Below are 24,003 nucleotides of genomic sequence, written 5' to 3'. Positions count from 1 at the left end.
CCGGTCAATCGAGAAGCAAGTCCGGACAGTGACAGATGTGGCAAAGGCCGACGCCCGGCGCCCAAATCAGACGCCTCGCCTCACAAGTACATCCCCACCGGCGGTTCGGCTCGATACCGTCCGCTACCCAACTCAGCCAGCAGCGCCGCCGTACTCAAAGTTCCACTCAGCACCGCGCGACGAACGATCTCGCGGATGTCGCTGCCGGTGGTGCGCTCGGGTAGCGCGGCCACGACCGCCGCGGGATCGACGTCGTCACCACCCGGCACCCCGCGGATCAGCGCGGCCAGGATCAGCGCGGCATCGGCACGATCCGGATAGCCGACCTCGACGATCGAGTCGAAACGGCCGGTGCGAATCGCCGCCTTGTCCAGCGTCGCGGCGTCGTTCGTGGACGCCAGCGTCAGGATGCGGGCCTCGGGCTTGATGTCCATGGCCTGCAACAGTTCTGAGAGCCCCCCGCCGCCGGTCGCGCGGTCCCGACACCACAAATCGACATCCTCCAACACCAGCAGCACCGGACCACCGAGCCGCTGCGCCTCTTCCACCACTACGGTCAGCAATTCCGCACCGGCTCGCGCCTCGACGTAGATGACGGTGAAGTCACCGACCACTTCACGCGCCACAACCGCGCTCACCGCCGACTTGCCGGTCCCGGGCGGACCGCACAACAGCACTCCACGCCGCGCGCCGAGGCTGTGCGCGTTCAGCAGTGCGTGACGGTCGAACCGACGTCACGCCTAGCGCGACCTCAGTCCACACTTCGTCGCCCACGATCACGTTCTCGCGCGTCGCGGTCGAAGGCAGGTCAATCACCGACAAGCTCAACCCGTGCCGGTAGCTGGCGCGCACGACCCGTCCTCGGTACGGGTTGAGTTCGTTGGCGCGTTCGGCGAGCCGGTCCAGCACCGCACGAGCCTGAGCCTGCTCGGCCGGCGTCACATAGACGCCCACCGCGGCCGAATGCATCATGGTTTCGCGCGTCTCGATCTGCACCACGCAGCCCGTGTGGTGGAGCAACGTCCCGGCGGCGAAATGCACACGCAGACAAAGCGGATGGCGGTAGCGCTGCTCCCCGATCTCGGTTTGCGTCCACATCGGCGGGTTCGCGTACTCCCCCGGGCCGATCTCGCAGACGCCCGTGAACTGATCGATCCACTCCGCGAGCGCCAGCGCGGTCGTCAACCCGGACACCGCGTTCAGTTCGCGTTCTTCCTCCAGCAGATGCCCGCAGTCGGCCACGCCTAGGCAGCGCGCGGTGAATCGTTCGGCGGTTTCGGCAGTTTCGCGCTCCGTCGCACCGACCAACAGCTCGCCCAGCGCTCGCAACGCCGGCCGCACACCGTATTCCAGTCCGTCGAGCCATGCGTTGACGTCGGCGATGGACCGGCGGTGCGGGCCAGTTCCGGCGGTGAAGTCGGTCAGTTCTTGGTCAGTGAGGTTCATCTGCTTCGTGGTTGTTTCGGGGACAGCGCAACGGAGCAGGATCGCACCCGCACAGGCGGAAGGTCAATCGAATTTCTCAGGACACCGGCACAATGACGAGCTCGTGCGGACGGTTGTTGACCGACGTCGCGCCGTCGTCGGTCACCACCACGATGTCCTCGACGCGCGCGCCCCACCGTCCCGGGAAGTAGATGCCCGGTTCGATCGAAAACGTCATGCCCGCAACCAATGGCAGATCGTTGCCGGCGACGATATAGGGCTCCTCGTGTACGGACAGCCCGATGCCGTGCCCGGTGCGATGCACGAAATACTCGCCGAGGCACGCCGAGGCCAATACATCGCGGGCGGCGGCGTCGACCTGTTCTGCGGTCACCCCCGGCCGCACGAAGTCGAACGCCGCCCGTTGGGCTCGTTGCAACACCGAATACTGTTGCGCCACTTCCGGACTGGGTTCACCGATGCTGTAGGTGCGGGTCGAGTCGGAATGGTAGCCGGGCTCGTAGGTGCCGCCGATGTCGACGACGACGATGTCGCCTACCGCCAATTCGCGGTCCGAATACCTGTGGTGGGGATCTGCACCGTGCGGCCCCGATCCGACGATGACGAACGCCACATCTGAATGCCCCTCGGCCACAATTGCTTTCGAGATATCGGCGGCAACGTCGGCTTCGGTCCGGCCCGGCACCAGAAACGACGGCACCCGGGCATGCACCCGGTCGATCGCCGCGCCGGCCTTGCGCAGCGCGTCGATCTCGGCCTCCCCCTTGACCATTCGCAGCTCGCGAAGCACATCCGTGGCCAACACGGGCATCACACCCAACGCCGCGGCCAGCGGCAGCAGATGCAGCGCGGGCATGGAGTCGGTGACGGCCACCGCGGCCGGCTCCGACCCCAAAGCCTCACGCACCAACCGGTAGGGGTCGTCGCCGTCGACCCAGTCCCGCACATCCAGTCCCAATTCGGCCGCGGCCGAGCCCCGCAGCGACGCGAGTTCCAATCTCGGCAGCACTACCGTCGGGTCACCGACGGCCGGCAACACCAACGCGGTGAGCCGCTCGAACGTCTCCGCACGTGAACCGAGCAGATACCGCAAGTCATACCCCGGACTGATCACCAACCCCGCCAGCCCGGCCCGAGCGGCCAATCCGGCGGCGGCGTCCAAACGGCGGGCATAAACCGCGGCCTCGAATCGGTGAGAGTCCATGGCAGCCAAGGCTAACCGGACGCCCCTGGCAGGATTACCCGCATGTCCGCTCCCCTCGCGCTGTTGGACGGCGCCAGCATGTGGTTTCGCTCCTTCTTCGGGGTGCCGACCTCAATCAAGGCGCCCGATGGCCGCCCGGTCAACGCCGTCCGCGGGTTCATCGACTCGATGGCCGTGGTCATCACTCGACAGAAGCCGAGCCGGCTGGCGGTGTGCCTGGATCTGGATTGGCGCCCGCAGTGGCGGGTGGAGCTGATCCCGTCGTACAAGTCGCAGCGCGTCGCCATGGAAGAACCGGCCGGAGAGCCCGACGTCGAAGAAGTGCCCGACGAGCTGACACCGCAGGTCGACATGATCATGGAGTTGCTGGACGCGTTCGGGATCCCGACGGCCGGCGCTCCGGGTTTCGAGGCCGACGACGTGCTGGGCACGCTGGCTTCCCGGGAACGAAAAGACCCGGTGGTGGTGGTCAGCGGGGACCGCGACCTGCTGCAAGTGGTTGCCGACGACCCCATGCCGGTCCGGGTGCTCTACCTGGGCCGCGGTATGTCCAACGCCACCTTGTTCGGTCCCGCGGAGGTCGCCGAACAGTACGGAGTGCCGGTGGATCGGGCGGGGTCGGCCTACGCCGAACTCGCGCTACTGCGCGGCGATCCTTCCGACGGTCTGCCCGGCGTGCCCGGGGTGGGCCAGAAAACCGCAGCCACCCTGCTCGCCCAATACGGTTCGCTGGACCGGATCGTCGCTGCCGCCGCCGACCCGAAATCCAAGCTGGCCAAAGCACTTCGCGCGAAACTGCGTGACGCCGCCGACTACATCGTGGCCGCGGAAAAGGTCGTGCGCGTCGCCACCGACGCCCCCGTCACGCTGTCGACGCGCACCGACGAGCTGCCGCTGCACGCCAAAGACCCGAAACGCACCGCCGAACTGGCGACCCGCTACGGCGTCGGCTCTTCGGTCGCGCGACTGCAGAAGGCTCTGGATGCGCTGTAGTTACTGCGGCCGACCGACCTCGTAGGTGCCCTTGTCGTCCTGGAACGTCACCGTGACGCGCTTTGATGCGCCGTCGATGCTGACCGTGCAGTCGAAGGTGCCGCCCTTCTTCACGGTCGGGTCAGAACCGCCGTTGCACTTGACGTCTTTGACGTTCTTGGCGCCGTAACCGTTGGTTTCGTCAGTGAGAATCGACTGCACGCCGGAATTGGCTTTGTTCACGTCGAGCTTGGTGGTGACGAAGAAGCCGGGCACCACGAACCCGAGTATCCCGATGACCACGATGAACAGCGCCGCGATGCCGCCGATCACACCGATGAGGAGACCTTTGGAGCGCTTGGGTCCTGGTTGCGCGTACGGCGCGGCCTGACCCGGGTACTGGGCGGGTTGGCCGTACTGCGGGCCCGTCTGACCGGGCTGACCGTACTGAGGCTGACCGTACTGCGGCTGCTGCCCGTACTGGGGAGTCTGGCCGTACTGCGGAGTCGCGCCGAACTGGGTGGCTTGCGAATTCGGGTCGTAGCCGGGCTGCGCGTACTGCTGCGGATAGGCCTGGTCGGCTTGCTGTTGGTAGCCGGGATACTCCGCGGCCGGGTACGACTGGGCGTGCCAGGTCGCGTCCTGGTTCGGCTGCTGCTGCCAGGGCGACCCCGCCATCGTCGGGTCCGAGGAACCCTGGCCAGGTTGCTGCCACCTCGGGTCTGGTCCACTCATCGTCACTCCTCAGTCCGATTTGTGCTGGCCACACGCTGGGCCGGCGATCACGTCCGGATGTAACCGTAGCTTCGGCTTAGCCTACCCGGCGTCAACTGCGACGACGCCGCGCCGAACGTCATTGATAGCGCGCTTGGCTGTGGCCCGCACATCGGGGTCGGGCGCCGCGTTGCGAACCTGGTCGAGCAAGTCGAGCACCTGGCGGCACCAACGTACGAAGTCCCCTGCTGACAGCGGTGTTCCGGAGTCCGACACCGCCAACGCCGCCGCCAGGTCTCCGCTGCGCGCCCAACGGTAGACCACGCGGACGAAACCGTCGTCGGGTTCACGACTCTGAGTGATGCGATGGGTGTGTTCGTCGGCGCGCAACGCCGTCGACAACCGGGACGTCTGCAACAGTGCCCGGCGCAATGCCGGCGTGGGCACGTCTGACGCGAACGGTGCGCCCGGGCCGTCACCGCCGCGCGCTTCGAACAGCACCGCCGACACGACCGCGGCCAACTCGGCCGGCTTCAGACCCGCCCACGCGCCGGTGCGCAGGCATTCGGCCACCAGCAGGTCGCTCTCGCTGTAGATGCGCGCCAGCAGTCGCCCGTCGTCGGTGACCTTGGGATCCGCGGCGGGGCCGGTGATGAACTCGCGCTCGGTGAGCAGCCCGACGATGCGGTCGAACGTGCGGGCCAGGGAGTTGGTGGCGGCGGCAACTTTGCGCTGCAGCTGCGCATTGTCGCGTTCGATGCGCAGGTAGCGTTCGGCCTGGCGGACCTGCTCATCCAGGCCCGCCGACTTGTGCAGCGGGTGGCGGCGCAGCTCCTCACGTAACGAGGCCAGCTCGGGGTCGTAGTGCGCGTCGTCCTTGTCGCGACGGCCGGCGGGGATCGTCAGCCCCTCGGCGGCCGAGCGCAGCGCGGAGGCCAGGTCCCGACGCACCCGCGGTTGCCGGTGTTCGACCCGCTTGGGCAGCGTCATGGAGCCGACCGGCGGCGTCGACCCGGAATAGTCGGCCGAGGAGATCCGCCCGGCCCAGCGATGTTCGGTCAGCACCAGCGGTCGCGGGTCGGAACTGTCGCGCGCCGACTCCAGCACCACGGCCAGCCCGCCGCGGCGTCCGTGGTTGATGTTGATGATGTCGCCACGGCGCAGCGCGGCCAGCGCATCACTGGCAGCCTGCCGGCGGTGCAGCCGAGAGGCGCGCGCCTGGGAACGTTCGCGCTCGCCGATCTGCGCCCGCAGCCGGGTGTAGTCGAGTACCGGCGTCTGGTGACCGCCGATCTCGGCGGCGATCTCGTCGAGCATTGCCTTGCCGCGTTCGATGCCGCGAACTATCCCGACGACCGACCGGTCGGCCTGATACTGGGCAAACGACTGCTCCAACAGTCGGTGCGCCTGCTCGGGCCCCAGCTGATGCACCAGGTTGATCGTCATGTTGTACGACGGAGCGAACGAGCTGCGCAGCGGGAACGTGCGGGTGGAGGCCAAACCGGCCACCTCGGACGGCTCGACGTCCGGATGCCAGAGCACGACCGCGTGGCCCTCGACGTCGATACCTCGCCGGCCCGCCCGGCCGGTCAGCTGGGTGTACTCCCCCGGCGTCAGTGGCACGTGCTGCTCGCCGTTGTACTTCACCAGCTTCTCCAGCACGACGGTCCGCGCCGGCATGTTGATGCCCAGGGCCAAGGTCTCAGTGGCGAAAACGGCTTTGACCAGGCCGGCGGTGAACAGTTCCTCCACGGTGTGACGGAACGCGGGCAACATGCCGGCGTGATGGGCCGCCAGCCCGCGCAGCAAACCCTCACGCCACTCGTAGTAGCCGAGTACGGCCAGATCGGCGTCGGCCAGATCACCGCAGCGGTGTTCGATGACCTCGGCGATCTGCGCACGCTCGGCCTCGGTGGTGAGCCGCAGCGGCGACCGCAGACATTGCTGGACGGCCGCGTCGCAGCCGACCCGGGAGAACACGAACGTGATCGCCGGCAGCAGTCCGGCGGAGTCCAGCGCGGCGATCACGTCGGGCCGGGCCGGCGGACGGTAGAAGCGGGGACGGGCGGGCCCGCGCCGCCGGGGCTGCCAGTCCGACATCCGGTCGGCCTCGCGGCGATGGGCGATGTGGCGCAACAGGTCAGGGTTGACGTGCGGTTTGTCCTTCTGGGTGTCCGAGCGGTAGTCGAAGAGGTCGAACAACCGCTTGCCCACCAGGACGTGTTGCCACAGCGGCACCGGCCGATGCTCGTCGACGACCACGGTGGTGTCCCCGCGCACCGTCTGGATCCAGCCGCCGAACTCCTCGGCGTTGCTCACCGTCGCCGACAGGCTGACCAGCCGCACCTCCTCGGCCAGGTGCAGGATGACTTCCTCCCACACCGGGCCGCGCATCCGGTCGGCCAGGAAATGCACCTCGTCCATCACGACGTGTGAAAGTCCTTGCAGCGCAGACGAATTCGCGTAGAGCATGTTGCGCAGCACCTCGGTGGTCATCACCACCACCGGGGCGTCGGCGTTGACCGACAGGTCTCCGGTCAGCAGCCCGATCCGCTCCTTGCCGTAGCGGGCGGTGAGGTCGGAATGCTTCTGGTTGCTCAGCGCCTTCAGCGGCGTGGTGTAAAAGCATTTGCCGCCGGCGGCCAGCGCCAGGTGGACGGCGAACTCCCCGACCACGGTCTTGCCGGCACCGGTCGGCGCACAGACCAGCACGCCGTGGCCGGCTTCGAGTGCGGCGCAACCCCGCTTCTGGAAGTCGTCGAGCTGGAAGGAGAGCTCGGCGCTGAAGCGGTCCAGTTCGGTCATTTCGCACTCCGCGAGGGCGCCCAAAATGTCAGCTCCGCCGGCGTGTCGTCGTACATTTGGGCGCGCTCGCGGACGGAGCGGGCAGGAAGGTCAGGTGACGTCGTCATGCGTCCCGCCGAGCACCGAGGGCTCCGGTATCGGCTCGGGTTTGTCGATGACCGAGGCCTCGTCGTCGGGGATTGCTGCGGCCTCGCGCTTGGCCCTGCGCTTGTCGTGCAGTCGGGCGATCTGAATGGCGAACTCGAGCAGCACCGTCAGCGCCAGCCCGAGCGCGGTCATCGAGAACGGGTCCGAGCCGGGGGTGAAGATCGCCGCGAACAGGAACATGGTGAATATCAGCCCACGCCGCCACGCCTTGAGCCGCTCGTAGGTCAGCACGCCGGCGAAGTTGAGCATCACGATGAGCAGCGGGAATTCGAAGCTGACGCCGAACACCACCAGCAGGTTGATCAGGAAGCCGAAGTACCGGTCGCCGGAGAGCGCGGTGACCTGCACATCGCTGCCCACCGTCAACAAAAAGCTCAGCGCTTTGGACAACACCAGGTAGGCCAGCGCCGCTCCGGCCACGAACAGCAGCGCCGCCGGGATCACGAACGCCACGGCGAAGCGGCGTTCCTTCTTGTAGAGCCCAGGGGTGATGAACGCCCACAGCTCGTAGAACCACACCGGGCAGGCCAGCACGATCCCGGCCGTCATCCCGACCTTGAGCCGCAGCATGAACTGGTCGAACGGCGCGGTGGCCAGCAGTCGGCACTGCCCGTCGGCGCTGATGCTGGCGCGCGCCGATTGCGGCAGCGCGCAGTACGGCTGCCGCAGCCATTCACCCAGGCTTTCCAGCCCGAAGATCGGGTGCGAGTACCAGATGAATCCGAAGGTGGTGGTGACCACGATCGCGGCCAGCGAAATCAGCAGCCGGGTGCGCAGTTCGGTGAGGTGATCGACCAACGACATGGTCGCGTCGGGGTTGACGCGGCTGCGCCGATTGCGCGGATTGAGCCGTTTCAGAGGACCGAAGGCGCGCGCTGAAGCCCGGGAACCTTTCACCACATTCGGTCGACAGAGCCGCCGGGTTAGGCCGGCCGCGCCTCGGTGTGACCCTGCTCAGCGGCAGCCGGGGGGTCGACGCGCTGCGATTGCACCGGCGTGGGGGTCTCGATGGCCGCGTCGGTCTTGTTTTCGCTCTGCATCTCGCGGACCTCGGATTTGAAGATCCGCAACGACTTGCCCAGCGAACGCGCCGCGTCAGGGAGCCGCTTGGCACCGAACAGCACGATCACCACAACGGCCAGGATCAGCCAGTGCCACGGTTGAAGACTGCCCACTTTGATTACCTCCAGACGTTCGCCCCGATGTTACCGCAGGACAGGCCGCCCACCGGACCACGCGCACCGCGCGCCGCCGGCCACGACGCTGTCAGCCCAGTTCAGCGGCCTGGTAGGCGTCCAGCGCCGTTGCCGCGGCCGCACGCACCCGCTGCGCGAGCGACTCGGGCGCCAGCACCGTCACCTCCGACCCGAATCCGAGCACCAGCCGCGTCATCCAGTCGTCGGAGGCGTAGGTCATCGTCGCCTCGCAGGATCCGTCGGGCAGTTCGCGCACCTCACGCATCGGGTAGTACTCGAACATCCACGACACCGACGGCGCCACCAGCAGCGTCGCCGACGGCAACGACGGATCCCCGTCAAACAGCGACGTGTCCGGCGGCGACTGCAACGCCGGTTCGGGCGCGCGGGCGGCTTCGCCCAGGTCGGTGGCGTCGACGATGCGGTCGAACCGGAACAGCCGGACGCCCTCGGCTTCGCGCGACCACGCCTCCAGGTAGCTGTGACCGCCGATCAGCAGGACCCGGATCGGGTCGACGACCCGCTGGGTGAGTGAGTCGTGCGAGGCGGCGTAATAGTCGATGGTCAGCGCGTGCTGGTCGCGCACGGCGGCCCGCACCGCAGCCGCAGCGCGGCTCTCGATCGGTGCCGGTTCGTCGACGGCGGCGACGTTGGGTTCGTGCCCGACGGCACCGGCGCCGGCCGCCGCCGCGATCTTGGCGATCGCGCTGCGCGCGGCCTGCGGATCGACCACACCGGGGATGTCGGCCAGCGCACGCAGCGCCACCAGCAAACCGGTCGCCTCGGGCGAGGTCAGCTTCAACGGCCGGTCGATGCCTGCCGAGAACGTCACTTTGACTGTGTCGCCGGAGAACTCGAAGTCGATGAGATCGCCAGGCAGGTAGCCGGGCAGCCCGCACATCCAGAGTTGGTCGAGGTCAGCCTGGAGTTGCTTCTCGGACACCCCGAGCTGGGCGGCAGCGTCGGCTTTGGTGATGCGCGGGTTGGCCAGCAGGTAGGGCACCATGTTGAGCAGCCGAATCAGGCGTTCGGAGATGGCCGTCATTCGTCCCCGCCCTTCCCGGTCTGCGCCCGCAACCGGACCAGCACGTCTTCGCGCAACGACGCCGGCTCCAACACGATCGCGTCGGCTCCGTAGCCGGTGATGTCGCGCGCCAACCGGTCGCTGAACACGATGTCGATCTCGATCACGTCGCCGTCGCGGCCGGCCAAGCGGCGCTGCCCCACCAACCTGCCGGCGCGGCGCAACGCGGTGGCGCGGCCGTCGGCAACCCAGACGGTGGCGTGCGCGCCGGTCGGCGCTTCGGTGACCGCGGCGGCGACGATCCCGGGGAGGTCGACACCGTCGGGCACGGCCACGTCGCCTGGTTCCCCGATGGTCGTGACGCCGGGGCCGATGCGCGACAGTCGAAAGGTCCGGGTGGCGTCGCGGTCGCGGTCATGGCCGACGAGATACCAGCGGCCCCTGTCGGTGACGACGCCCCACGGTTCGACGGTGCGGGTGGCGTAGGGTTCGGCGCGCGACGGCCGGTGCGGGAATTGGACAGCCTGCCGAGATTCAATGGCGGACAACAGGATTCCGAGCGCATCCTCCGAGCCGCGAAGTCCGGTGACGCCGGCCGGGCTGGCGATCGCCACCGGCACTCCCTTGTCTACGGGGTCGACGTCGACGCCGGCTGCACGCAGCTTGAGCAGCGCGCCCTGGGTGGCGGTGACCAGTTCCGGCGACTCCCACAGCTGCGTGGCCACCGCGACCGCTGCCGCCTCGGCGGGGGTCAGCTCGACTTCGGGCAGTGCGTAGGCCTCGCGGTTGATCCGGTACCCCTCGGTGGGGTCCAAGTTGGATACCCGGCCCACTTCGAGTGGGATGCCGAGGTCGCGCAGTTCGTTCTTGTCGCGCTCGAACATCCGGGAGAACGCCTCGGCGGTGGGGCTGTCGGAGTAGCCGGCGACGCTTGACCTGATCTTTTCGGCGGTGATGTACCCGCGCGTGGACAGCAGGGCGATGACGAGATTGACCAGGCGCTCGACTTTCGAAGTGGGCATCCGGTTAAGGGTTACATACTCGCGATCAGCCGCTTGACCCGCTCGTCGACCGCCCGGAACGGGTCCTTGCACAACACCGTGCGTTGCGCTTGGTCATTGAGCTTGAGATGCACCCAGTCCACGGTGAAGTCACGCCCGGCGGCCTGTGCTGCGCTGATGAACTCGCCGCGCAACCTGGCGCGGGTGGTCTGCGGCGGATGGTCGACGGCGTCGGCGATCTCCTCGTCGGTGGTCACCCGCGCGGCCAGACCCTTGCGCTGCAACAGGTCGAACACGCCGCGGCCGCGTTTGATGTCGTGGTAGGCCAGGTCCAGCTGCGCGATCTTGGGGTCGGACAGCTCCATGTTGTAGCGGTCCTGGTAGCGCTGGAAGAGCTTGCGCTTGATCACCCAGTCGATCTCGGTGTCCACCTTGGCGAAATCCTGGCTCTCGACGGCGTCGAGTTGGCGACCCCACAGGTCCACGACCTGCTCGATCTGCGCGTTGGGCTCGCGGGTCTGCAGGTGCTCGACGGCGCGGCTGTAGTACTCGCGCTGGATGTCCAGCGCACTAGCCTGACGGCCACCGGCCAGCCGGACCGGGCGCCGCCCGGTGACGTCGTGACTGACCTCGCGGATCGCGCGGATCGGGTTGTCCAACGAGAAGTCACGGAACGCCACGCCGGCTTCGATCATTTCCAGCACCAGTGCGGCCGTGCCGACCTTGAGCATCGTGGTGGTCTCGGACATGTTGGAGTCGCCCACGATGACGTGTAGCCGTCGGTACTTTTCCGCGTCGGCGTGCGGCTCGTCGCGGGTGTTGATGATCGGACGGGATCGGGTGGTCGCGCTGGAGACGCCCTCCCAAATGTGTTCGGCGCGTTGGGAAAGACAGAAGGTGGCCGCCTTCGGCGTCTGCAGCACCTTGCCGGCACCGCAGATCAGCTGACGGGTGACCAGGAACGGCAGCAGCACATCGGAGATGCGGGAGAACTCGCCGGCGCGCACGATCAGGTAGTTCTCGTGGCAGCCGTAGGAGTTGCCCGCCGAGTCGGTGTTGTTCTTGAACAGGTAGATGTCGCCACCGATGCCTTCGTCGGCGAGGCGCTGCTCGGCGTCGACCAGTAGGTCTTCGAGCACCCATTCCCCCGCGCGGTCGTGGGTGACAAGTTGCACCAAGCTGTCGCATTCGGCGGTGGCGTACTCGGGATGGCTTCCCACGTCGAGGTAGAGACGGGCGCCGTTGCGGAGGAACACGTTGGAGCTGCGCCCCCACGACACCACCCGGCGGAACAGATAGCGGGCCACCTCGTCCGGGCTGAGTCGACGATGCCCGTGGAAGGTGCAGGTGACACCGAACTCGGTCTCGATGCCCATGATTCGTCGCTGCACAGTTCGAGGGTACTTGCTGTCCGACAGCGACGGTGAGCAAGCCGCGCAGTGCAGCCACGGGTTTTGTCTTGCCCGGCGCAAATTGCCGCGGTTTCCGGAGGCGGTAGGTATCGTGATGCCGAATCGAAAAGTTCGGCTCATCGAAAATCTCCGTCCTCGGCCCGGTCGGGAGGTCCTGTTTGATGTCAGCACCGGATGCCCGGTGACTGCCCCGTTGTTCATGGCCACGCCGCCGGAGGTGCACTCAGCGCTGCTGAGCGAGGGCCCGGGGCCCGCGGCGTTGCTGGCGGCGGCGGCGGCATGGAATTCGCTGAGCGTCGAATACGCCACGGCCGCCGAAGAACTGACCGGGCTGATCGCGTCGCTTGCCTGGGAAGGGGCCGGCGCGCAATCTTGCGTAGCCGCGCATGCGCCGTATGCGGCGTGGTTGCTGGACGCGAGCGTCGACAGCGCAGCGATCGCCGCGCAGCACGAGACGGCGGCCACGGCCTACGTCGCGGCGCTGGCAACGATGCCGACCCTGGCCGAGTTGGCCGCCAACCATGTCACCCACGCCGCGCTGGTCGCGACGAATTTCTTCGGGATCAACACGATCCCGATCGCGTTCAACGAGGCCGACTACGTGCGGATGTGGATCCAGGCCGCCACCACAATGACCGTCTACCAGGCCAGCGCGGAGGCGGCGCTCACCTCGACTCCGCAGCCGGTCCCGGCGCCGCGAATCCTGGCAGCACCGGCAGCGACGCTGGATCCCGGGCGAATGTTCTTCAACGCATTCCAATCGTTCCTGCTCGACCTCGGAGTCAACCCGCTCATCCGTAACCCGTTGGTTTCCAACGCACTTACCGATCTCATCGCGGACGTGCTGGAGAACTTCGGCATCTACTGGGACCCCGCGACCGGCATGCTCAACGGTCTGAGCTACGAGTACTACGCCGACGCGACTCAGCCGATGTGGTACGTCGCCCGGGGACTCGAACTCATCGGGGACTCGATGCAGATGACGCAGAACCCCGCCCAGGCGCTGCAGTATTTCGTCGCCCTGTCCGTGTTCGACTGGCCCACTCACATCGCCCAACTCGGAAACGCGCTGACCCAAGCCCCGCTGCTGCTGGCAGCTGTCGGGGGTGCGATGACGGTCCCCGCGACGGGCGCGGGCGCGCTCACGGGTCTCGCCGGGCTGGCGGGCTTATCGCACCCGACCACCGCGGCCGCGCCGGTGCCCATCAGCACGGCGCCGGACTCCTGGCCGGTCGCAGGCATGAACTCTCCCGTGACGGCATTCGCGTCGGCTCCTGGAACCGCGCCCACACCCAGTCCCGCCCCGTCGACCGTGTCGACCGCCGCTTCCCCACCGCCGTCGCCGCCGTCGCCTCCGGCAGGTTTCATGCCGCCTTATGCAGTGGGTCCGCCCGGCATCGGCTTTGATTCCGGGATGGCCTCTGGCCTGAGCGCTCAGGCCAAGAGGAAGGCACCCGAGCCCGACACCGCAGCCGCCGCGGCGCAGTCACCGGCCGCGAGTCGCCGGCAGGCCCGGGCGCGACAGCGCAAGCGGACAACGCAGCGTCATTACGGCGACGAGTTCATGGATATGGATGTCGAGGTCGATCCGGATTGGGCGGGGCCAGAGCCCGCCGAACCCGACACAGCCACGGCCTCACACCAGGGTGTCGGCCACCTCGGATTAGCTGGGACAGTAAGCCGTGATACCGGGGCCGACGTCGCGGGATTGACGACGTTGACCGGCGACGGATTCGGCGGCGGGCCCACTGAGCCGATGGTGCCGAGCACTTGGCGGTGACGGCGGTTGCGCGGCGTCCGGCCGTCAGTTGCGGGGAACTCAGTCCGCCGAATCGCCCTCGGACTCGGATCCCTCTGCTGGCCCATCCGAATCGTCCGAAGCGGGTTCCTGCAGCAGTGATTCCAGCGTCGAACGGTTGATCCGGCGGAACGCGCGCCGAGGCCGGTTGGCGTCCAGGATCGCCACTTCCAGGCTGGCCACGCCGACGCTGGACTGGCCGTTGCTGCTGGCGTCCGCGCTGCCCGCGCGCAACGCCTCGACCGCGATCCGCAGCGCGTCGGGCAGGTCGGCGTTCTCGGTGAAAGACTCCTTGAGCGCGTTGGTGATCGGCTCGGTGGTGCCGCCCATCACCACGAAGTGCGGCTCGTCGGCGATCGACCCGTCGTAGGTGATCCGGTAGAGCTCGGGGGCCTTCGTCTCGCCGTAGTGCGCCACCTCGGCCACACACAACTCGACCTCGTAGGGCTTGGCCTGCTCGGTGAAGATGCTGCCCAGTGTCTGGGCGTAGACGTTGGCGAGCTGGCGGCCGGTGACGTCGCGACGGTCGTAGGCGTAGCCGCGGGTGTCGGCGAACTGGATTCCGCCGCGGCGCAGGTTGTCGAACTCGTTGAATTTGCCGGCGGCGGCGAACCCCACCCGATCGTATAGTTCGCTGATCTTCTGCAGTGAGCGTGACGGGTTTTCCGCGACGAACAGCACGCCGTCGGCGTAGGCGAGCGCGACCACGCTGCGCCCCCGGGCGATACCTTTGCGCGCGAGCTCGCTGCGCTCGCGCATCGCCTGTTCCGGCGAGATGAAATACGGAAAGCTCACTTCTCACCACCATCGGGGCCGAAAGTGTCGGCGCGCGAGCGGCTCTCGATGACCTCGCGGGCCAACTCGGCGATGCGTCGCTCCGGGATGTCCAGCGCACCGTCGGCGTCGATGGTGACCGCGGTCGGATAGATACCGCGCACCAGATCCGGTCCGCCGGTGGCCGAGTCGTCGTCGGCTGCGTCGTAAAGCGCTTCCACGGCCACCCGCAACGCCGAATCGGCGTCGGCGACTTGCGAATACAGCTTCTTGATCGACGACTTGGCGAAGATCGAGCCCGAGCCCACCGACTGATAGCCCTCTTCCTCGATGTTCCAGCCGCCGGCGGCGTCGAAGGAGACGATGCGACCTGCCGATTCGGGGTCGCCGGCGTGGATGTCGTAGCCGACCAGCAGCGGCAGGGCCACCAGACCCTGCATCGCGGCGGGCAGGTTGCCGCGCACCATGATCGCCAGCCGGTTGACCTTGCCGGCGAACGTCAGCGGCACCCCTTCGAGCTTCTCGTAGTGTTCGAGTTCGACGGCGTAAAGACGGGCGAACTCGACGGCGATCGCCGCGGTGCCCGCGATGCCGGTGGCGGTGTAGTCGTCGGTGATGTAGACCTTGCGCACGTCACGGCCGGCGATCATGTTGCCCTGCGTCGAGCGGCGGTCACCGGCGATCAGGACGCCGCCGGGGTATTTCAGGGCGACGATGGTGGTGCCGTGCGGCAGCTGGTCGCCGACGGTCGCGCCGCTGATGCTGGCCGGAAGCAACTCCGGAGCCTGGCGCCGTAGGAAGTCGGCGAAAGACGACAGGTCTACACCTGATGTACCGGAGAGTGCTGGGTTGATGGGTAGGCGGTCGGGCAACTGCCAGGTCACTGGCCGCCCTTTTGGACGTATGCCCGCACGAAGTCCTCGGCGTTCTCTTCCAGGACGTCGTCGATCTCGTCGAGCAGATCGTCGGTGTCTTCAGTCAGCTTCTCCCGGCGCTCCTGGCCCGCGGCCGCCGCGCCGGTGATGTCGTCGTCATCGCCGCCGCCACCGCCACGTTTGGTCTGCTCCTGCGCCATCGCCGCCTCCTGCTCCCTCACGGGCAGTCGCCCGTTGGCTTTTTTCTACCCTACCGGTCACGACCGACATCTCGTCGGCCTAACAACCCTCAGCTGGTCAGTTGTTCCACCAGTTCCGCGGCGCTGTCCACCGAATCCAGCAGTGCGCCCACGTGCGCTTTACTGCCTCGCAGCGGCTCCAAGGTCGGGATCCGCACCAGCGAATCACCACCCAGATCGAAAATCACCGAATCCCAGCTGGCCGCGGCGATGTCGGCGCCGAACCGGCGCAGGCATTCGCCACGGAAGTACGCGCGGGTGTCGGTCGGCGGGTTGTCGACCGCTTCGAGCACCTGGTGCTCGCTGACCAGACGCTTCATCGATCCTCGCGCCACCAGGCGGTTGTACAGGCCTTTGTCGAGTCGCACGTCGGAGTACTGCAGGTCCACCAGGTGCAGGCGGGGTGCCGACCAGCTCAGGTTTTCGCGCTGCCGGAAACCTTCCAGCAGCCGCAGCTTGGCCGGCCAATCCAGCAACTCGGCGCACTCCATCGGGTCACGCTCGAGCAGGTCCAGGGCGTGCGCCCAGGTCTCCACGACATGCGAGGCGCGCGGATCCGGGTCGCGGCTGTCGACCAGTTTGGCCACCCGGTCGAGGTAAATCCGTTGCAGCGCAAGGCCGGTGAGTTCCCTGCCATCGACCAGCGCCACGGTTTGACGCAGCGACGGGTCCCGGCTGATCGCGTGCACCGCATGCACCGGGCGCGCCAGCGCGAGGTCGCTGAGGTCGACACCTTCCTCGATCAGGTCGAGCGCCAGCGCGGTGGTGCCCAACTTCAGATAGGTCGAGGTCTCGGCGAGGTTGGCGTCGCCGATGATGACGTGCAGTCGCCGGTACCGGTCGGCGTCGGCGTGCGGTTCGTCGCGGGTGTTGATGATGCCGCGTTTGAGGGTGGTCTCCAGGCCCACCTCGACCTCGATGTAGTCCGAGCGCTGCGAGAGCTGGAAACCGGGCTCGTCGCCGGACGGGCCGACGCCGACGCGACCGGATCCGGTCACCACCTGCCTGGAAACCAGGAACGGGGTCAGGCCCGCGATGATCGCCGAGAACGGTGTCTGGCGGCTCATCAGGTAGTTTTCGTGCGACCCGTACGAGGCGCCCTTGCCGTCGACGTTGTTCTTGTACAGCTGCAGTTTCGCGGCGCCGGGCACGCTTGCGACATGCCGGGCGGCGGCCTCCATCACCCGCTCGCCCGCCTTGTCCCAGATCACCGCGTCCATCGGATCGGTGCATTCGGGCGCGGAGTACTCCGGATGCGCGTGGTCGACGTAGAGCCGCGCTCCGTTGGTCAGGATCATGTTGGCCGCGCCGACCTCGTCGGCGTCGACCACCGGCGGGGGGCCGGCCGAGCGGCTCAGGTCGAAGCCGCGGGCGTCGCGCAGCGGCGACTCGACCTCGTAGTCCCAGCGGGTCCGCTTGGCGCGCTGGATGCCGGCGGCCGCGGCATAGGCCAGAACGGCCTGCGTCGATGTGAGGATCGGGTTGGCGGTCGGGTCCGACGGCGAGGAGATGCCGTATTCGACCTCCGTCCCGATAATCCGTTGCATGCCTTGAGCTTAGGCGGGTCGACGATGCAGCCCCGGCCGGGGCTGCTGAGGAGGCCGCGGCTGGGGTGCTCGATTAGCGGGCTGGGCGCTCGATTAGCGGGCTGGGCGCTCGGTTAGCGGGCTGGGCGTCGAGTGTGAACTCAGGGACTCGAGCGTGAACTCAGGGACTTGAGCGTGAACTCAGGGACTTGAGCGTGAACTCAGGGACTTGAGAGTGCAGCTACGGTGGCCTGGGGGGCGAAATCCCGCCCAGGCTTCACCCGCAAAGCCTGGGCTTCACCCGCAACGCCCAGGCTTCACCCGCGGAAGCCCCGCGTTCAAACTGGAGACGCTGAGCGCCACACTCCACCGGACTAATTCGCGGATCGGCGAGCGTCCCGAGGTTAAGGTGAGCCGTCATGGGCCCCTCATCGGCCACGGACGAGGCGGAAAGCTGGTTCTTGGCGCGCGGTCTGCCGTCGGTGCTCACGACACGCGGCCGGTGGCGCCGACTGTGGTCGCGGTCGGCCCCGATGTTGACTGCCAACGCGACGCTGCACTGCTGGACCGTGCCGGTCCTGCTTGTCACCGAAGGCAAAGACGTCGTGATCGACGGCGCGCCGTCACCGCGGGAATGGGTCCTCCTGCTGCTCATCGTGCTCGCTCCGATAGCAATGACGACCATCGGGTGGCTGGTATCCCGCATATCGAACGGTCGTTATCGGGCATTGGCGTCCACGGTGGCGATGACGATCATCGGTGTCGTCATCGTCGTCGGAGCGAACCCTGCACACCTTTTGAATGCCGTCGGCGCCGCGGGGGTCCTGATGCTGCTGACCGGCTGCGGCGTCGGGTCGGTGGCGGGCTGGTCGGCGCGCATGACGCTCAGTCACTTCGCGACCATCGGGGGTCTTGCCGTCCGGGCATTACCGGTGGTGCTGTTGACCACGTTGGTGTTCTTCAACGGCAACGTCTGGCTGATGTCGGCCACGATCAGCGCCGAACGCCTGGCGTTGGCGATGCTGTTCCTGGTCGGTATCGCGGCCGCGTTCGTCGTGTCGGCGACGGCCGAGCGGGTCAGACCGATGCTGCGGACGCATGCGGCGGGTCCTACCGCATCGGAGTACCTGGTCGACACACCTTTCGAGACCATGCCGGACCCGCCGAGCAGTCCCCCGCTGAGCCGCACAGAGCGCGCCAATGTGGTCTTCGTGCTGGCGGCCTCACAGCTGGCGCAGATCACGGTCGTTGCGGTGCTGACTGCGGCAATATACGTGACACTCGGGCTCATCGTGCTCACGCCACAGCTGTTGAAGGAATGGGCGCACACCGCCTCGGACAACGCCACCATCTTGGGCCTGACCGTCCCCGTCCCGGACGCCTTGATCCATCTGTGCCTGTTCCTGGGCGCGCTGACGTTCATGTACATCAGCGCCCGCTCGGCCGGTGACGACGATTATCGCTCCACGTTCGTCGACCCGCTGATCGACGATCTGCGCGCGACGCTGACGGCCCGCAATCGCTACCGTAGCCGCGTGCGAACGCGCCGGTGACCATTGTTGACGCCGCTGACCTGGGTGATTAGGTTCACCCTGGTGTCAGCCCCTCAGTCGAGCTCCCCCCGCCACCAGAAGGCGGACGATTTGTCCGGGAAACGTTATGGCGAAGTACTTCTCGTCACTCCCGGCGAGGCGGGGCCCCAAGCCACCGTCTACAACAGCTACCCCCTCAACGACTGTCCGGCCGAGTTGTGGTCGGCCCTCGACGCCCACACCATCGCGACCGAAAACGGCGCTGCCACAGCGCTTCTCAACGGTCCGCGCTACTGGCTGATGAACCGGATCGAAAAGACTCCGAAGGGCCCGCAGATCGTCAAGAATTTCGGCGGCATCGACATGTTGCTGCAGGCCACCGTGCTGCTGTCGTCGATGAATCCGACGCCCTACACCGTCAACCAGGTGAGCCGGAACACCGTCTTCATCTTCGACGCCGGCGAGGAGATCTACGAACTTCAGGACCCCCACGGCCGGCAATGGGTCATGCAGACCTGGAGCCAGGTCACCGATCCCGCCCTGTCGCGGGCCGACCTGCCAGGGCTCGGCGACCGGCTCAACCTGCCAACCGGATGGGCCTACCGCTCGCGCGTGCTGACCGAAGAGTTGCGCGTCGACACCACGACTCAGGCGGCCCAGGTGCTGCAGGACGACCTGACGAACAGCTATTCGCTGGCAACCTAGTCCCTGCGGTTCGCCATCCAGCTGCGATGCTTGATGGCCGCCTTACGCGCGGCCTTCGAAAGCGCCTTGTCCGACAGGTGATGCCCTAGCGCATCGAGCACCACGGCGGTCTCGGGCGCGGCATGACGCCACAGGTCCTCGAGCACCTGCAACGGTTCGTCCAGTTTGGCGAAAAAGCTGCGGAGTTTCTCCGGGTTGTCCACCTCGATTGCCAGCGAGTCAACCAATACCGTGACGTCGATGAAGCTGCCGAGGGTCGCCGCGTCGGCGCGCTCGCGGGAGATCAACCACAGCGCCGCATGTCCGGCGACCGCAGTGTCCAAGAGTTGACGAATGATCGGCTCGGATGTCTCTACGTCGAACGAATCCAGCGCCGCGAAGCCCGTAATCCGACTCGCCGCGTCATCGGAAGCCACGATGGCCTGGGTAAGCATCTGCACCCGCTCGGCCGGCGACCGGGACGGTTGCCAACCGGCCATCAAGGCGTCGCAGCTGTCCGGCATCGACACCATCGCGGCGAGCAATGTGCTGGCGTCGCTATCGGCTACGTCCTCCGCCTGCCGCAGGACGTAGCCGGCCTGGTCGAGAAAGTCGGGCAACACATGACGACCAAGCGCGGTCAGTGACACGGTGCCATCAGTCCAATAGCCCCCATACCGATGCGGTACCTCCACGCGGTCGGCCCACCGCACTGCGCCGGTTTGCTCGAGAATCTCGAAAATGCGGCTCATACAGTCCCCGACGAACCTGTCCATCAGGTTTGCATCGTCCTGCAACTGATCGTCGGTGACGGAACGGGCCCACTGCAGAATCGAATCGAACGAAAGTTGGGAGTTCCCAGGTGCGAGCAGCGGGGCCAGCCAATGCACGACCCCGTCGTCGAGCAACTCGTGGAGGTCGTCGAAATACGGATAACCGCCGGCATAGCGCAACTGCAGGGGCCCGAACTCGATGATCGTCGCAACGAGTGTCTTCGCTCGCTGCAGGATCGAGTGGGCGTTCCACGCCTTGACTGGAACCAAACGGCGCTGATGCACCCGGACCGCCCCGACGACTTTCGCGATGTCCAGGACGAAATTCAACCCGGGCAAATTGGCCGTAGTGTGTGTCCGCCAGGTCTTGTCGCCGATCTGCGGGTCCATCTCGTCGCCGGTGTCGAGCAGTTCTATCAACGCCCGACCATCGGCTAACTTCAGATTTCCTTTGGCCGTCAAGGCTTTTCCGCCCGGGCCGAGATAGTCGCGCAGCGCATCGAGCTTGGCCATCAGTGGCGCCGCCGCGGCAGCAGCCTCCACGTCGGCCATTGGCGGCGCGACGTAGACGAACGGCAACTCGTATGGCTCGGCCGGAGCCGCTTCGGGCTCTTCGCCCTCGAAGAATCTGTCGGTGAGCGCTCTGCGCTGCTCGAACGGCAGCGCGTTGAACTCGTTCATCCGCGCGTCCAGCGCGGCCTGCACCTCGGACTCGGACAGTTCGGACAGATCCAAACCATCCAGTAATGATTTGCCCATGCCGAAGTTGGCGGGATCGCTCATCTCTTCTCGCATACTCGCGACGAGATCTACGGCCAAGCGCCCGAGTCGGTTCGCCCGATCCACACCGCCGACCAACCGGCCACTGCGGGCCATGAAGTCGAAGTAGACAGAGACCGCTTCGCACAACTCGTGGGCGCTGTCGGCTGCACGAGCGACCTTGCGGGGACACCACTCGAGCAGAAATTCAGTGACGTCGCTGGCGGAGAACTCGTCGAGCTTGCGGTTGGAGTAGTGGTAGCGCCAATCCAGGAAGAGCTGGATGTCGGACGTCAGTCCGTCCGGCACGTCTCCAGAACCGCCGAGTTCATAGAGCAACTCGTCCCGGACCGCGTAATAGGCATCGTCGTCCCCGGCCTCGAAACGCAATCGCACCGCTGCGACATTAGTCGCACAGGCCGCCGGATGCTTAAAGGTACTGACCCAAGTTCGACTCGGTGTCGATGGCCCGCGACGCGCTCGACGACTTACCCGTGACCAGCGTGCGGATGTAGACGATCCGCTCGCCCTTCTTGCCCGAGATCCGTGCCCAGTCATCCGGGTTGGTGGTGTTGGGCAGGTCCTCGTTCTCGGCGAACTCGTCGACGATCGAGTCGAGCAGGTGCTGGATGCGCAGACCCGGCTGCCCGGTCTCCAGCACAGATTTGATCGCGTTCTTCTTCGCGCGGTCGACCACGTTCTGGATCATCGCCCCGGAGTTGAAGTCTTTGAAGTACATGACCTCCTTGTCACCGTTGGCGTAGGTGACCTCCAGGAACCGGTTGTCGTCGATCTCGGCGTACATCCGCTCGACGACCTTTTCGATCATCGCGGCAATGCAGGCCGACCGGTCGCCGTCGAACTCGGCCAGATCGTCGGCGTGCACCGGCAACGTCTCCACCAGGTACTTGGAGTAGATGTCCTGTGCCGCTTCGGCATCCGGGCGTTCGATCTTGATCTTGACGTCGAGACGGCCGGGCCGCAGGATCGCGGGGTCGATCATGTCCTCCCGGTTGGAGGCGCCGATCACGATGACGTTCTCGAGCCCCTCCACGCCGTCGATCTCAGACAGCAGCTGCGGGACCACGGTGGTCTCGACGTCCGACGAAACGCCGGTGCCGCGGGTGCGGAAGATCGAGTCCATCTCGTCGAAGAACACGATGACGGGTGTGCCCTCCGAAGCCTTCTCCCGCGCACGCTGGAAGATCAGCCGGATGTGGCGCTCGGTCTCACCGACGAACTTGTTCAGCAGCTCGGGACCCTTGATGTTGAGGAAGTAGGACTTCGCCTCGCGGGCGTCGTCGCCGCGCAAATCAGCCATCTTCTTGGCCAGCGAGTTGGCAACGGCCTTGGCGATCAGCGTCTTACCGCAACCGGGCGGGCCGTAGAGCAGCACACCTTTGGGCGGCCGCAGCGCGTACTCCCGGTACAGATCCTTGTGCAGGAACGGCAGCTCGACGGCGTCGCGGATCTGCTCGATCTGGCGGGTCAGGCCGCCGATGTCGGAGTAGCTGACGTCGGGAACTTCTTCGAGCACCAGGTCCTCGACCTCGGCCTTGGGGATGCGCTCGAACGCATAGCCGGCTTTGGTGTCGACCAGCAACGAGTCGCCGGGCCGCAGCCGACGCGGCCGGCTGTCGTCGTTGAGGGCGTCGGGGTGGCCTTCTGGCAGATCCTCGGCGACGAGCGGCTCGGCCAGCCACACGATGCGCTCCTCGTCGGCGTGGCCGACCACCAACGCGCGGTGACCGTCGGCGAGCACCTCGCGCAGCGTGGAGATCTCGCCGACGGATTCGAACGTCCCGGCCTCGACGACGGTGAGGGCTTCGTTGAGCCGGACCGTCTGTCCCTTCCGCAGCACAGTGGTGTCGATGTTCGGCGAGCAGGTCAGGCGCATCTTGCGACCCGAGGTGAACACGTCGACGGTTTCGTCCTCGTGAGTGCCGAGCAGGACGCCGTAGCCGCTGGGCGGCTGCCCCAACCGGTCGACTTCCTCCCGCAACGCCAACAGTTGTTGGCGGGCCTCTTTAAGAGTTTCCATTAATTTGGAATTGCGCGCGGCAAGGGAGTCGATTCGGGCTTCGAGTTGGTGCACATCGCGGGCAGAACGCGTCGAGCCTTGATGCGCGACCGCGTTGTCCAACTGTTCGCGCAGAACGGCGGCCTCGCGGCGCAGCTGTTCTAGTTCGGCAGCATCGTCGCTGGACAGGGGGATATCGCGGGATGTCTTGAAGGCTTCAGAACGCTCTGAGTCACCCATGTTGCGCTCCTTTCCCGCACCAGGAATGGCGTGGCGGATACATCCAAGCTACCGGCCAACGGCGTTCGATGTGCGCAGTCAAATGCCGTTGAAAAGTTACAAGTTGGGTCACGCTGGTAATCTCTGCTTCTACTCGGGCCGAGCGAAAGGACTTCTGTGACCGTGAAATCCCTAGCCACAGGCATTCTGATCGGCACGGCACCGGGCGTTGCGGGCCCGGGTGTGACTTACGTTGCATTCCGCTGTTTACCCACTTTTTGCGGCTAATCGCGACGGTCGCCGGGATGTCCCGAAACGTCTGCGTAACAGTAGGTGCCGCGATCGTCGTGGCCGCGCTGGGGGTCGTTGGATGCTCACGTGACACGGCGAAGACGATGGACTCGGCAAACACGCCGCCGCCGCCTCCGATGTCGAGCACCGCGGCAGCCCAGCCCAACGCCCCCCTGCCGACGCCCGAGAACCTCTCCGACGTGTTGTCCCGCCTGGCCGACCCGGCGGTGCCGGGCAGCAACAAACTGGACTTGGTGCAGGGGTCGGGCCCGGAGACCGTCGGCGCCCTCGACCGGTTCACCAACGCCGCCCGTGACGGCGGCTACCTGCCGATGACGTTCGTCGCGAACAACATCGCCTGGTCGAGTCAGAACCCATCCAACGTCATGGCCACCGTCGTGGTCACGACCGCCAATCCGCAGCACCGCGAGTTCACCTTCCCGATGGAGTTCACCGCTTTCCAGGGGGGTTGGCAGCTGTCCCGCAAGACCGCCGAGATGTTGCTGGCGATGCAGAATGCGGGGACGTTGCCGCCGACGTCACCGCCGCCGCCCAGCCCAGAACCTAGCCCGTCGCCGACGCCCTGATCCTC

At 66.7% G+C, this 24,003-nt stretch carries 18 protein-coding genes and 2 pseudogenes; 5 read left to right on the top strand and 15 right to left on the bottom strand.

Annotated elements, in window-relative coordinates:
* Nucleotides 1–80: 80 nt before the first annotated feature.
* Nucleotides 81–1,446 (bottom strand): annotated as a pseudogene (locus AC5Y46_RS11570) (AAA family ATPase).
* Nucleotides 1,447–1,522: 76 nt separating this feature from the next.
* Nucleotides 1,523–2,650: a M24 family metallopeptidase gene (locus tag AC5Y46_RS11565; RefSeq protein ID WP_499991125.1), complete on the bottom strand. Its 1,128-nt coding sequence runs from the start codon at nucleotides 2,648–2,650 to the stop codon at nucleotides 1,523–1,525.
* 42 nt (nucleotides 2,651–2,692) lie between these two features.
* Here AC5Y46_RS11565 and AC5Y46_RS11560 point away from each other — a divergent pair, with 42 nt between their 5' ends.
* Nucleotides 2,693–3,643, top strand: a complete 951-nt coding sequence (locus tag AC5Y46_RS11560; RefSeq protein WP_499991124.1) for a 5'-3' exonuclease — start codon at nucleotides 2,693–2,695, stop codon at nucleotides 3,641–3,643.
* Here the strand turns inward: AC5Y46_RS11560 and AC5Y46_RS11555 are convergent, their stop codons facing one another.
* The 7 genes from AC5Y46_RS11555 to pafA form a co-directional block, all read right to left on the bottom strand.
* A complete protein-coding gene (locus AC5Y46_RS11555; RefSeq protein WP_499945108.1) occupies nucleotides 3,644–4,357 on the bottom strand; it encodes a DUF4333 domain-containing protein in 714 nt (237 codons plus the stop codon).
* A gap of 81 nt (nucleotides 4,358–4,438) precedes the next feature.
* Nucleotides 4,439–7,141, bottom strand: coding sequence for a DEAD/DEAH box helicase (locus AC5Y46_RS11550; protein WP_499991121.1), 2,703 nt, complete (start codon nucleotides 7,139–7,141; stop codon nucleotides 4,439–4,441).
* Between the two features lie 90 nt (nucleotides 7,142–7,231).
* Nucleotides 7,232–8,092 (bottom strand): twin-arginine translocase subunit TatC, encoded by an 861-nt coding sequence (gene tatC, locus AC5Y46_RS11545; RefSeq protein WP_499991120.1) that lies wholly within the window; start codon nucleotides 8,090–8,092, stop codon nucleotides 7,232–7,234.
* A gap of 119 nt (nucleotides 8,093–8,211) precedes the next feature.
* Nucleotides 8,212–8,463, bottom strand: coding sequence for a Sec-independent protein translocase subunit TatA (tatA, locus tag AC5Y46_RS11540; RefSeq protein WP_499945103.1), 252 nt, complete (start codon nucleotides 8,461–8,463; stop codon nucleotides 8,212–8,214).
* A gap of 91 nt (nucleotides 8,464–8,554) precedes the next feature.
* A complete protein-coding gene (locus AC5Y46_RS11535) occupies nucleotides 8,555–9,529 on the bottom strand; it encodes a helix-turn-helix transcriptional regulator (RefSeq protein WP_499991117.1) in 975 nt (324 codons plus the stop codon).
* The gene (locus AC5Y46_RS11530) at nucleotides 9,526–10,530 is read right to left on the bottom strand and encodes a helix-turn-helix transcriptional regulator (protein ID WP_499991115.1); all 1,005 of its coding nucleotides are present in this window, start codon (nucleotides 10,528–10,530) and stop codon (nucleotides 9,526–9,528) included. The genes AC5Y46_RS11535 and AC5Y46_RS11530 overlap by 4 nt, the downstream gene beginning before the upstream one ends.
* An 11-nt stretch (nucleotides 10,531–10,541) precedes the next feature.
* Nucleotides 10,542–11,900: a Pup--protein ligase gene (gene pafA / locus AC5Y46_RS11525; RefSeq protein WP_499945096.1), complete on the bottom strand. Its 1,359-nt coding sequence runs from the start codon at nucleotides 11,898–11,900 to the stop codon at nucleotides 10,542–10,544.
* 202 nt (nucleotides 11,901–12,102) lie between these two features.
* Between pafA and AC5Y46_RS11520 the strand changes: the two genes are divergently transcribed.
* On the top strand, nucleotides 12,103–13,701 hold the full coding sequence (locus AC5Y46_RS11520; protein ID WP_499991112.1) for a PPE family protein: 1,599 nt from the start codon (nucleotides 12,103–12,105) through the stop codon (nucleotides 13,699–13,701).
* A 39-nt stretch (nucleotides 13,702–13,740) separates the two neighbouring features.
* On the opposite strand, the gene prcA is transcribed toward AC5Y46_RS11520, so the two are convergent.
* From prcA to dop, 4 genes are all read right to left on the bottom strand, one after another.
* The gene (gene prcA / locus AC5Y46_RS11515; protein ID WP_499945092.1) at nucleotides 13,741–14,514 is read right to left on the bottom strand and encodes a proteasome subunit alpha; all 774 of its coding nucleotides are present in this window, start codon (nucleotides 14,512–14,514) and stop codon (nucleotides 13,741–13,743) included.
* Nucleotides 14,511–15,377: a proteasome subunit beta gene (gene prcB, locus AC5Y46_RS11510; protein ID WP_499945091.1), complete on the bottom strand. Its 867-nt coding sequence runs from the start codon at nucleotides 15,375–15,377 to the stop codon at nucleotides 14,511–14,513. The genes prcA and prcB overlap by 4 nt, the downstream gene beginning before the upstream one ends.
* A complete protein-coding gene (locus AC5Y46_RS11505; RefSeq protein ID WP_499945090.1) occupies nucleotides 15,374–15,568 on the bottom strand; it encodes a ubiquitin-like protein Pup in 195 nt (64 codons plus the stop codon). Before AC5Y46_RS11505 ends, prcB begins: the two co-directional genes overlap by 4 nt.
* Before the next feature lie 89 nt (nucleotides 15,569–15,657).
* Nucleotides 15,658–17,154 (bottom strand): pup deamidase/depupylase, encoded by a 1,497-nt coding sequence (gene dop / locus AC5Y46_RS11500; RefSeq protein ID WP_499945088.1) that lies wholly within the window; start codon nucleotides 17,152–17,154, stop codon nucleotides 15,658–15,660.
* Nucleotides 17,155–17,552: 398 nt separating this feature from the next.
* Here dop and AC5Y46_RS11495 point away from each other — a divergent pair.
* Both AC5Y46_RS11495 and AC5Y46_RS11490 read left to right on the top strand, forming a co-directional pair.
* Nucleotides 17,553–18,718, top strand: a pseudogene (locus AC5Y46_RS11495) (hypothetical protein).
* 10 nt (nucleotides 18,719–18,728) lie between these two features.
* The gene (locus tag AC5Y46_RS11490; RefSeq protein ID WP_499945087.1) at nucleotides 18,729–19,370 is read left to right on the top strand and encodes a hypothetical protein; all 642 of its coding nucleotides are present in this window, start codon (nucleotides 18,729–18,731) and stop codon (nucleotides 19,368–19,370) included.
* On the opposite strand, the gene AC5Y46_RS11485 is transcribed toward AC5Y46_RS11490, so the two are convergent.
* Complete coding sequence (locus AC5Y46_RS11485; protein WP_499945085.1) at nucleotides 19,367–21,277, bottom strand: hypothetical protein; 1,911 nt, start codon at nucleotides 21,275–21,277, stop codon at nucleotides 19,367–19,369. The genes AC5Y46_RS11490 and AC5Y46_RS11485 overlap by 4 nt on opposite strands.
* Before the next feature lie 34 nt (nucleotides 21,278–21,311).
* Nucleotides 21,312–23,141, bottom strand: a complete 1,830-nt coding sequence (gene arc, locus AC5Y46_RS11480; protein ID WP_499991105.1) for a proteasome ATPase — start codon at nucleotides 23,139–23,141, stop codon at nucleotides 21,312–21,314.
* Between the two features lie 284 nt (nucleotides 23,142–23,425).
* Between arc and lppK the strand changes: the two genes are divergently transcribed.
* Nucleotides 23,426–23,998 carry a lipoprotein LppK gene (gene lppK, locus AC5Y46_RS11475; protein ID WP_499991103.1) on the top strand — a complete coding sequence of 191 codons (573 nt, stop codon included), beginning with the start codon at nucleotides 23,426–23,428 and terminating at the stop codon, nucleotides 23,996–23,998.
* The last annotated feature ends 5 nt before the right edge of the window (nucleotides 23,999–24,003 follow it).

The organism is Mycobacterium sp. NGS59, from assembly GCF_059812345.1.
The sequence above is the reverse complement of the archived record's forward strand: the minus strand, read 5'-3'. Positions and strand labels throughout refer to the sequence as shown.

Bases quoted from the DNA above. Each gene is read 5' to 3' on its own strand.
- AC5Y46_RS11565 (WP_499991125.1), bottom strand. From the start codon at position 2,650: ATGGACTCTCACCGATTCGAGGCCGCGGTTTATGCCCGCCGTTTGGAC.
- AC5Y46_RS11560 (WP_499991124.1), top strand. From the start codon at position 2,693: ATGTCCGCTCCCCTCGCGCTGTTGGACGGCGCCAGCATGTGGTTTCGC.
- AC5Y46_RS11555 (WP_499945108.1), bottom strand. From the start codon at position 4,357: ATGAGTGGACCAGACCCGAGGTGGCAGCAACCTGGCCAGGGTTCCTCG.
- AC5Y46_RS11550 (WP_499991121.1), bottom strand. From the start codon at position 7,141: ATGACCGAACTGGACCGCTTCAGCGCCGAGCTCTCCTTCCAGCTCGAC.
- tatC (WP_499991120.1), bottom strand. From the start codon at position 8,092: ATGTCGTTGGTCGATCACCTCACCGAACTGCGCACCCGGCTGCTGATT.
- AC5Y46_RS11535 (WP_499991117.1), bottom strand. From the start codon at position 9,529: ATGACGGCCATCTCCGAACGCCTGATTCGGCTGCTCAACATGGTGCCC.
- AC5Y46_RS11530 (WP_499991115.1), bottom strand. From the start codon at position 10,530: ATGCCCACTTCGAAAGTCGAGCGCCTGGTCAATCTCGTCATCGCCCTG.
- AC5Y46_RS11505 (WP_499945090.1), bottom strand. From the start codon at position 15,568: ATGGCGCAGGAGCAGACCAAACGTGGCGGTGGCGGCGGCGATGACGAC.
- dop (WP_499945088.1), bottom strand. From the start codon at position 17,154: ATGCAACGGATTATCGGGACGGAGGTCGAATACGGCATCTCCTCGCCG.
- arc (WP_499991105.1), bottom strand. From the start codon at position 23,141: ATGGGTGACTCAGAGCGTTCTGAAGCCTTCAAGACATCCCGCGATATC.
- lppK (WP_499991103.1), top strand. From the start codon at position 23,426: ATGTCCCGAAACGTCTGCGTAACAGTAGGTGCCGCGATCGTCGTGGCC.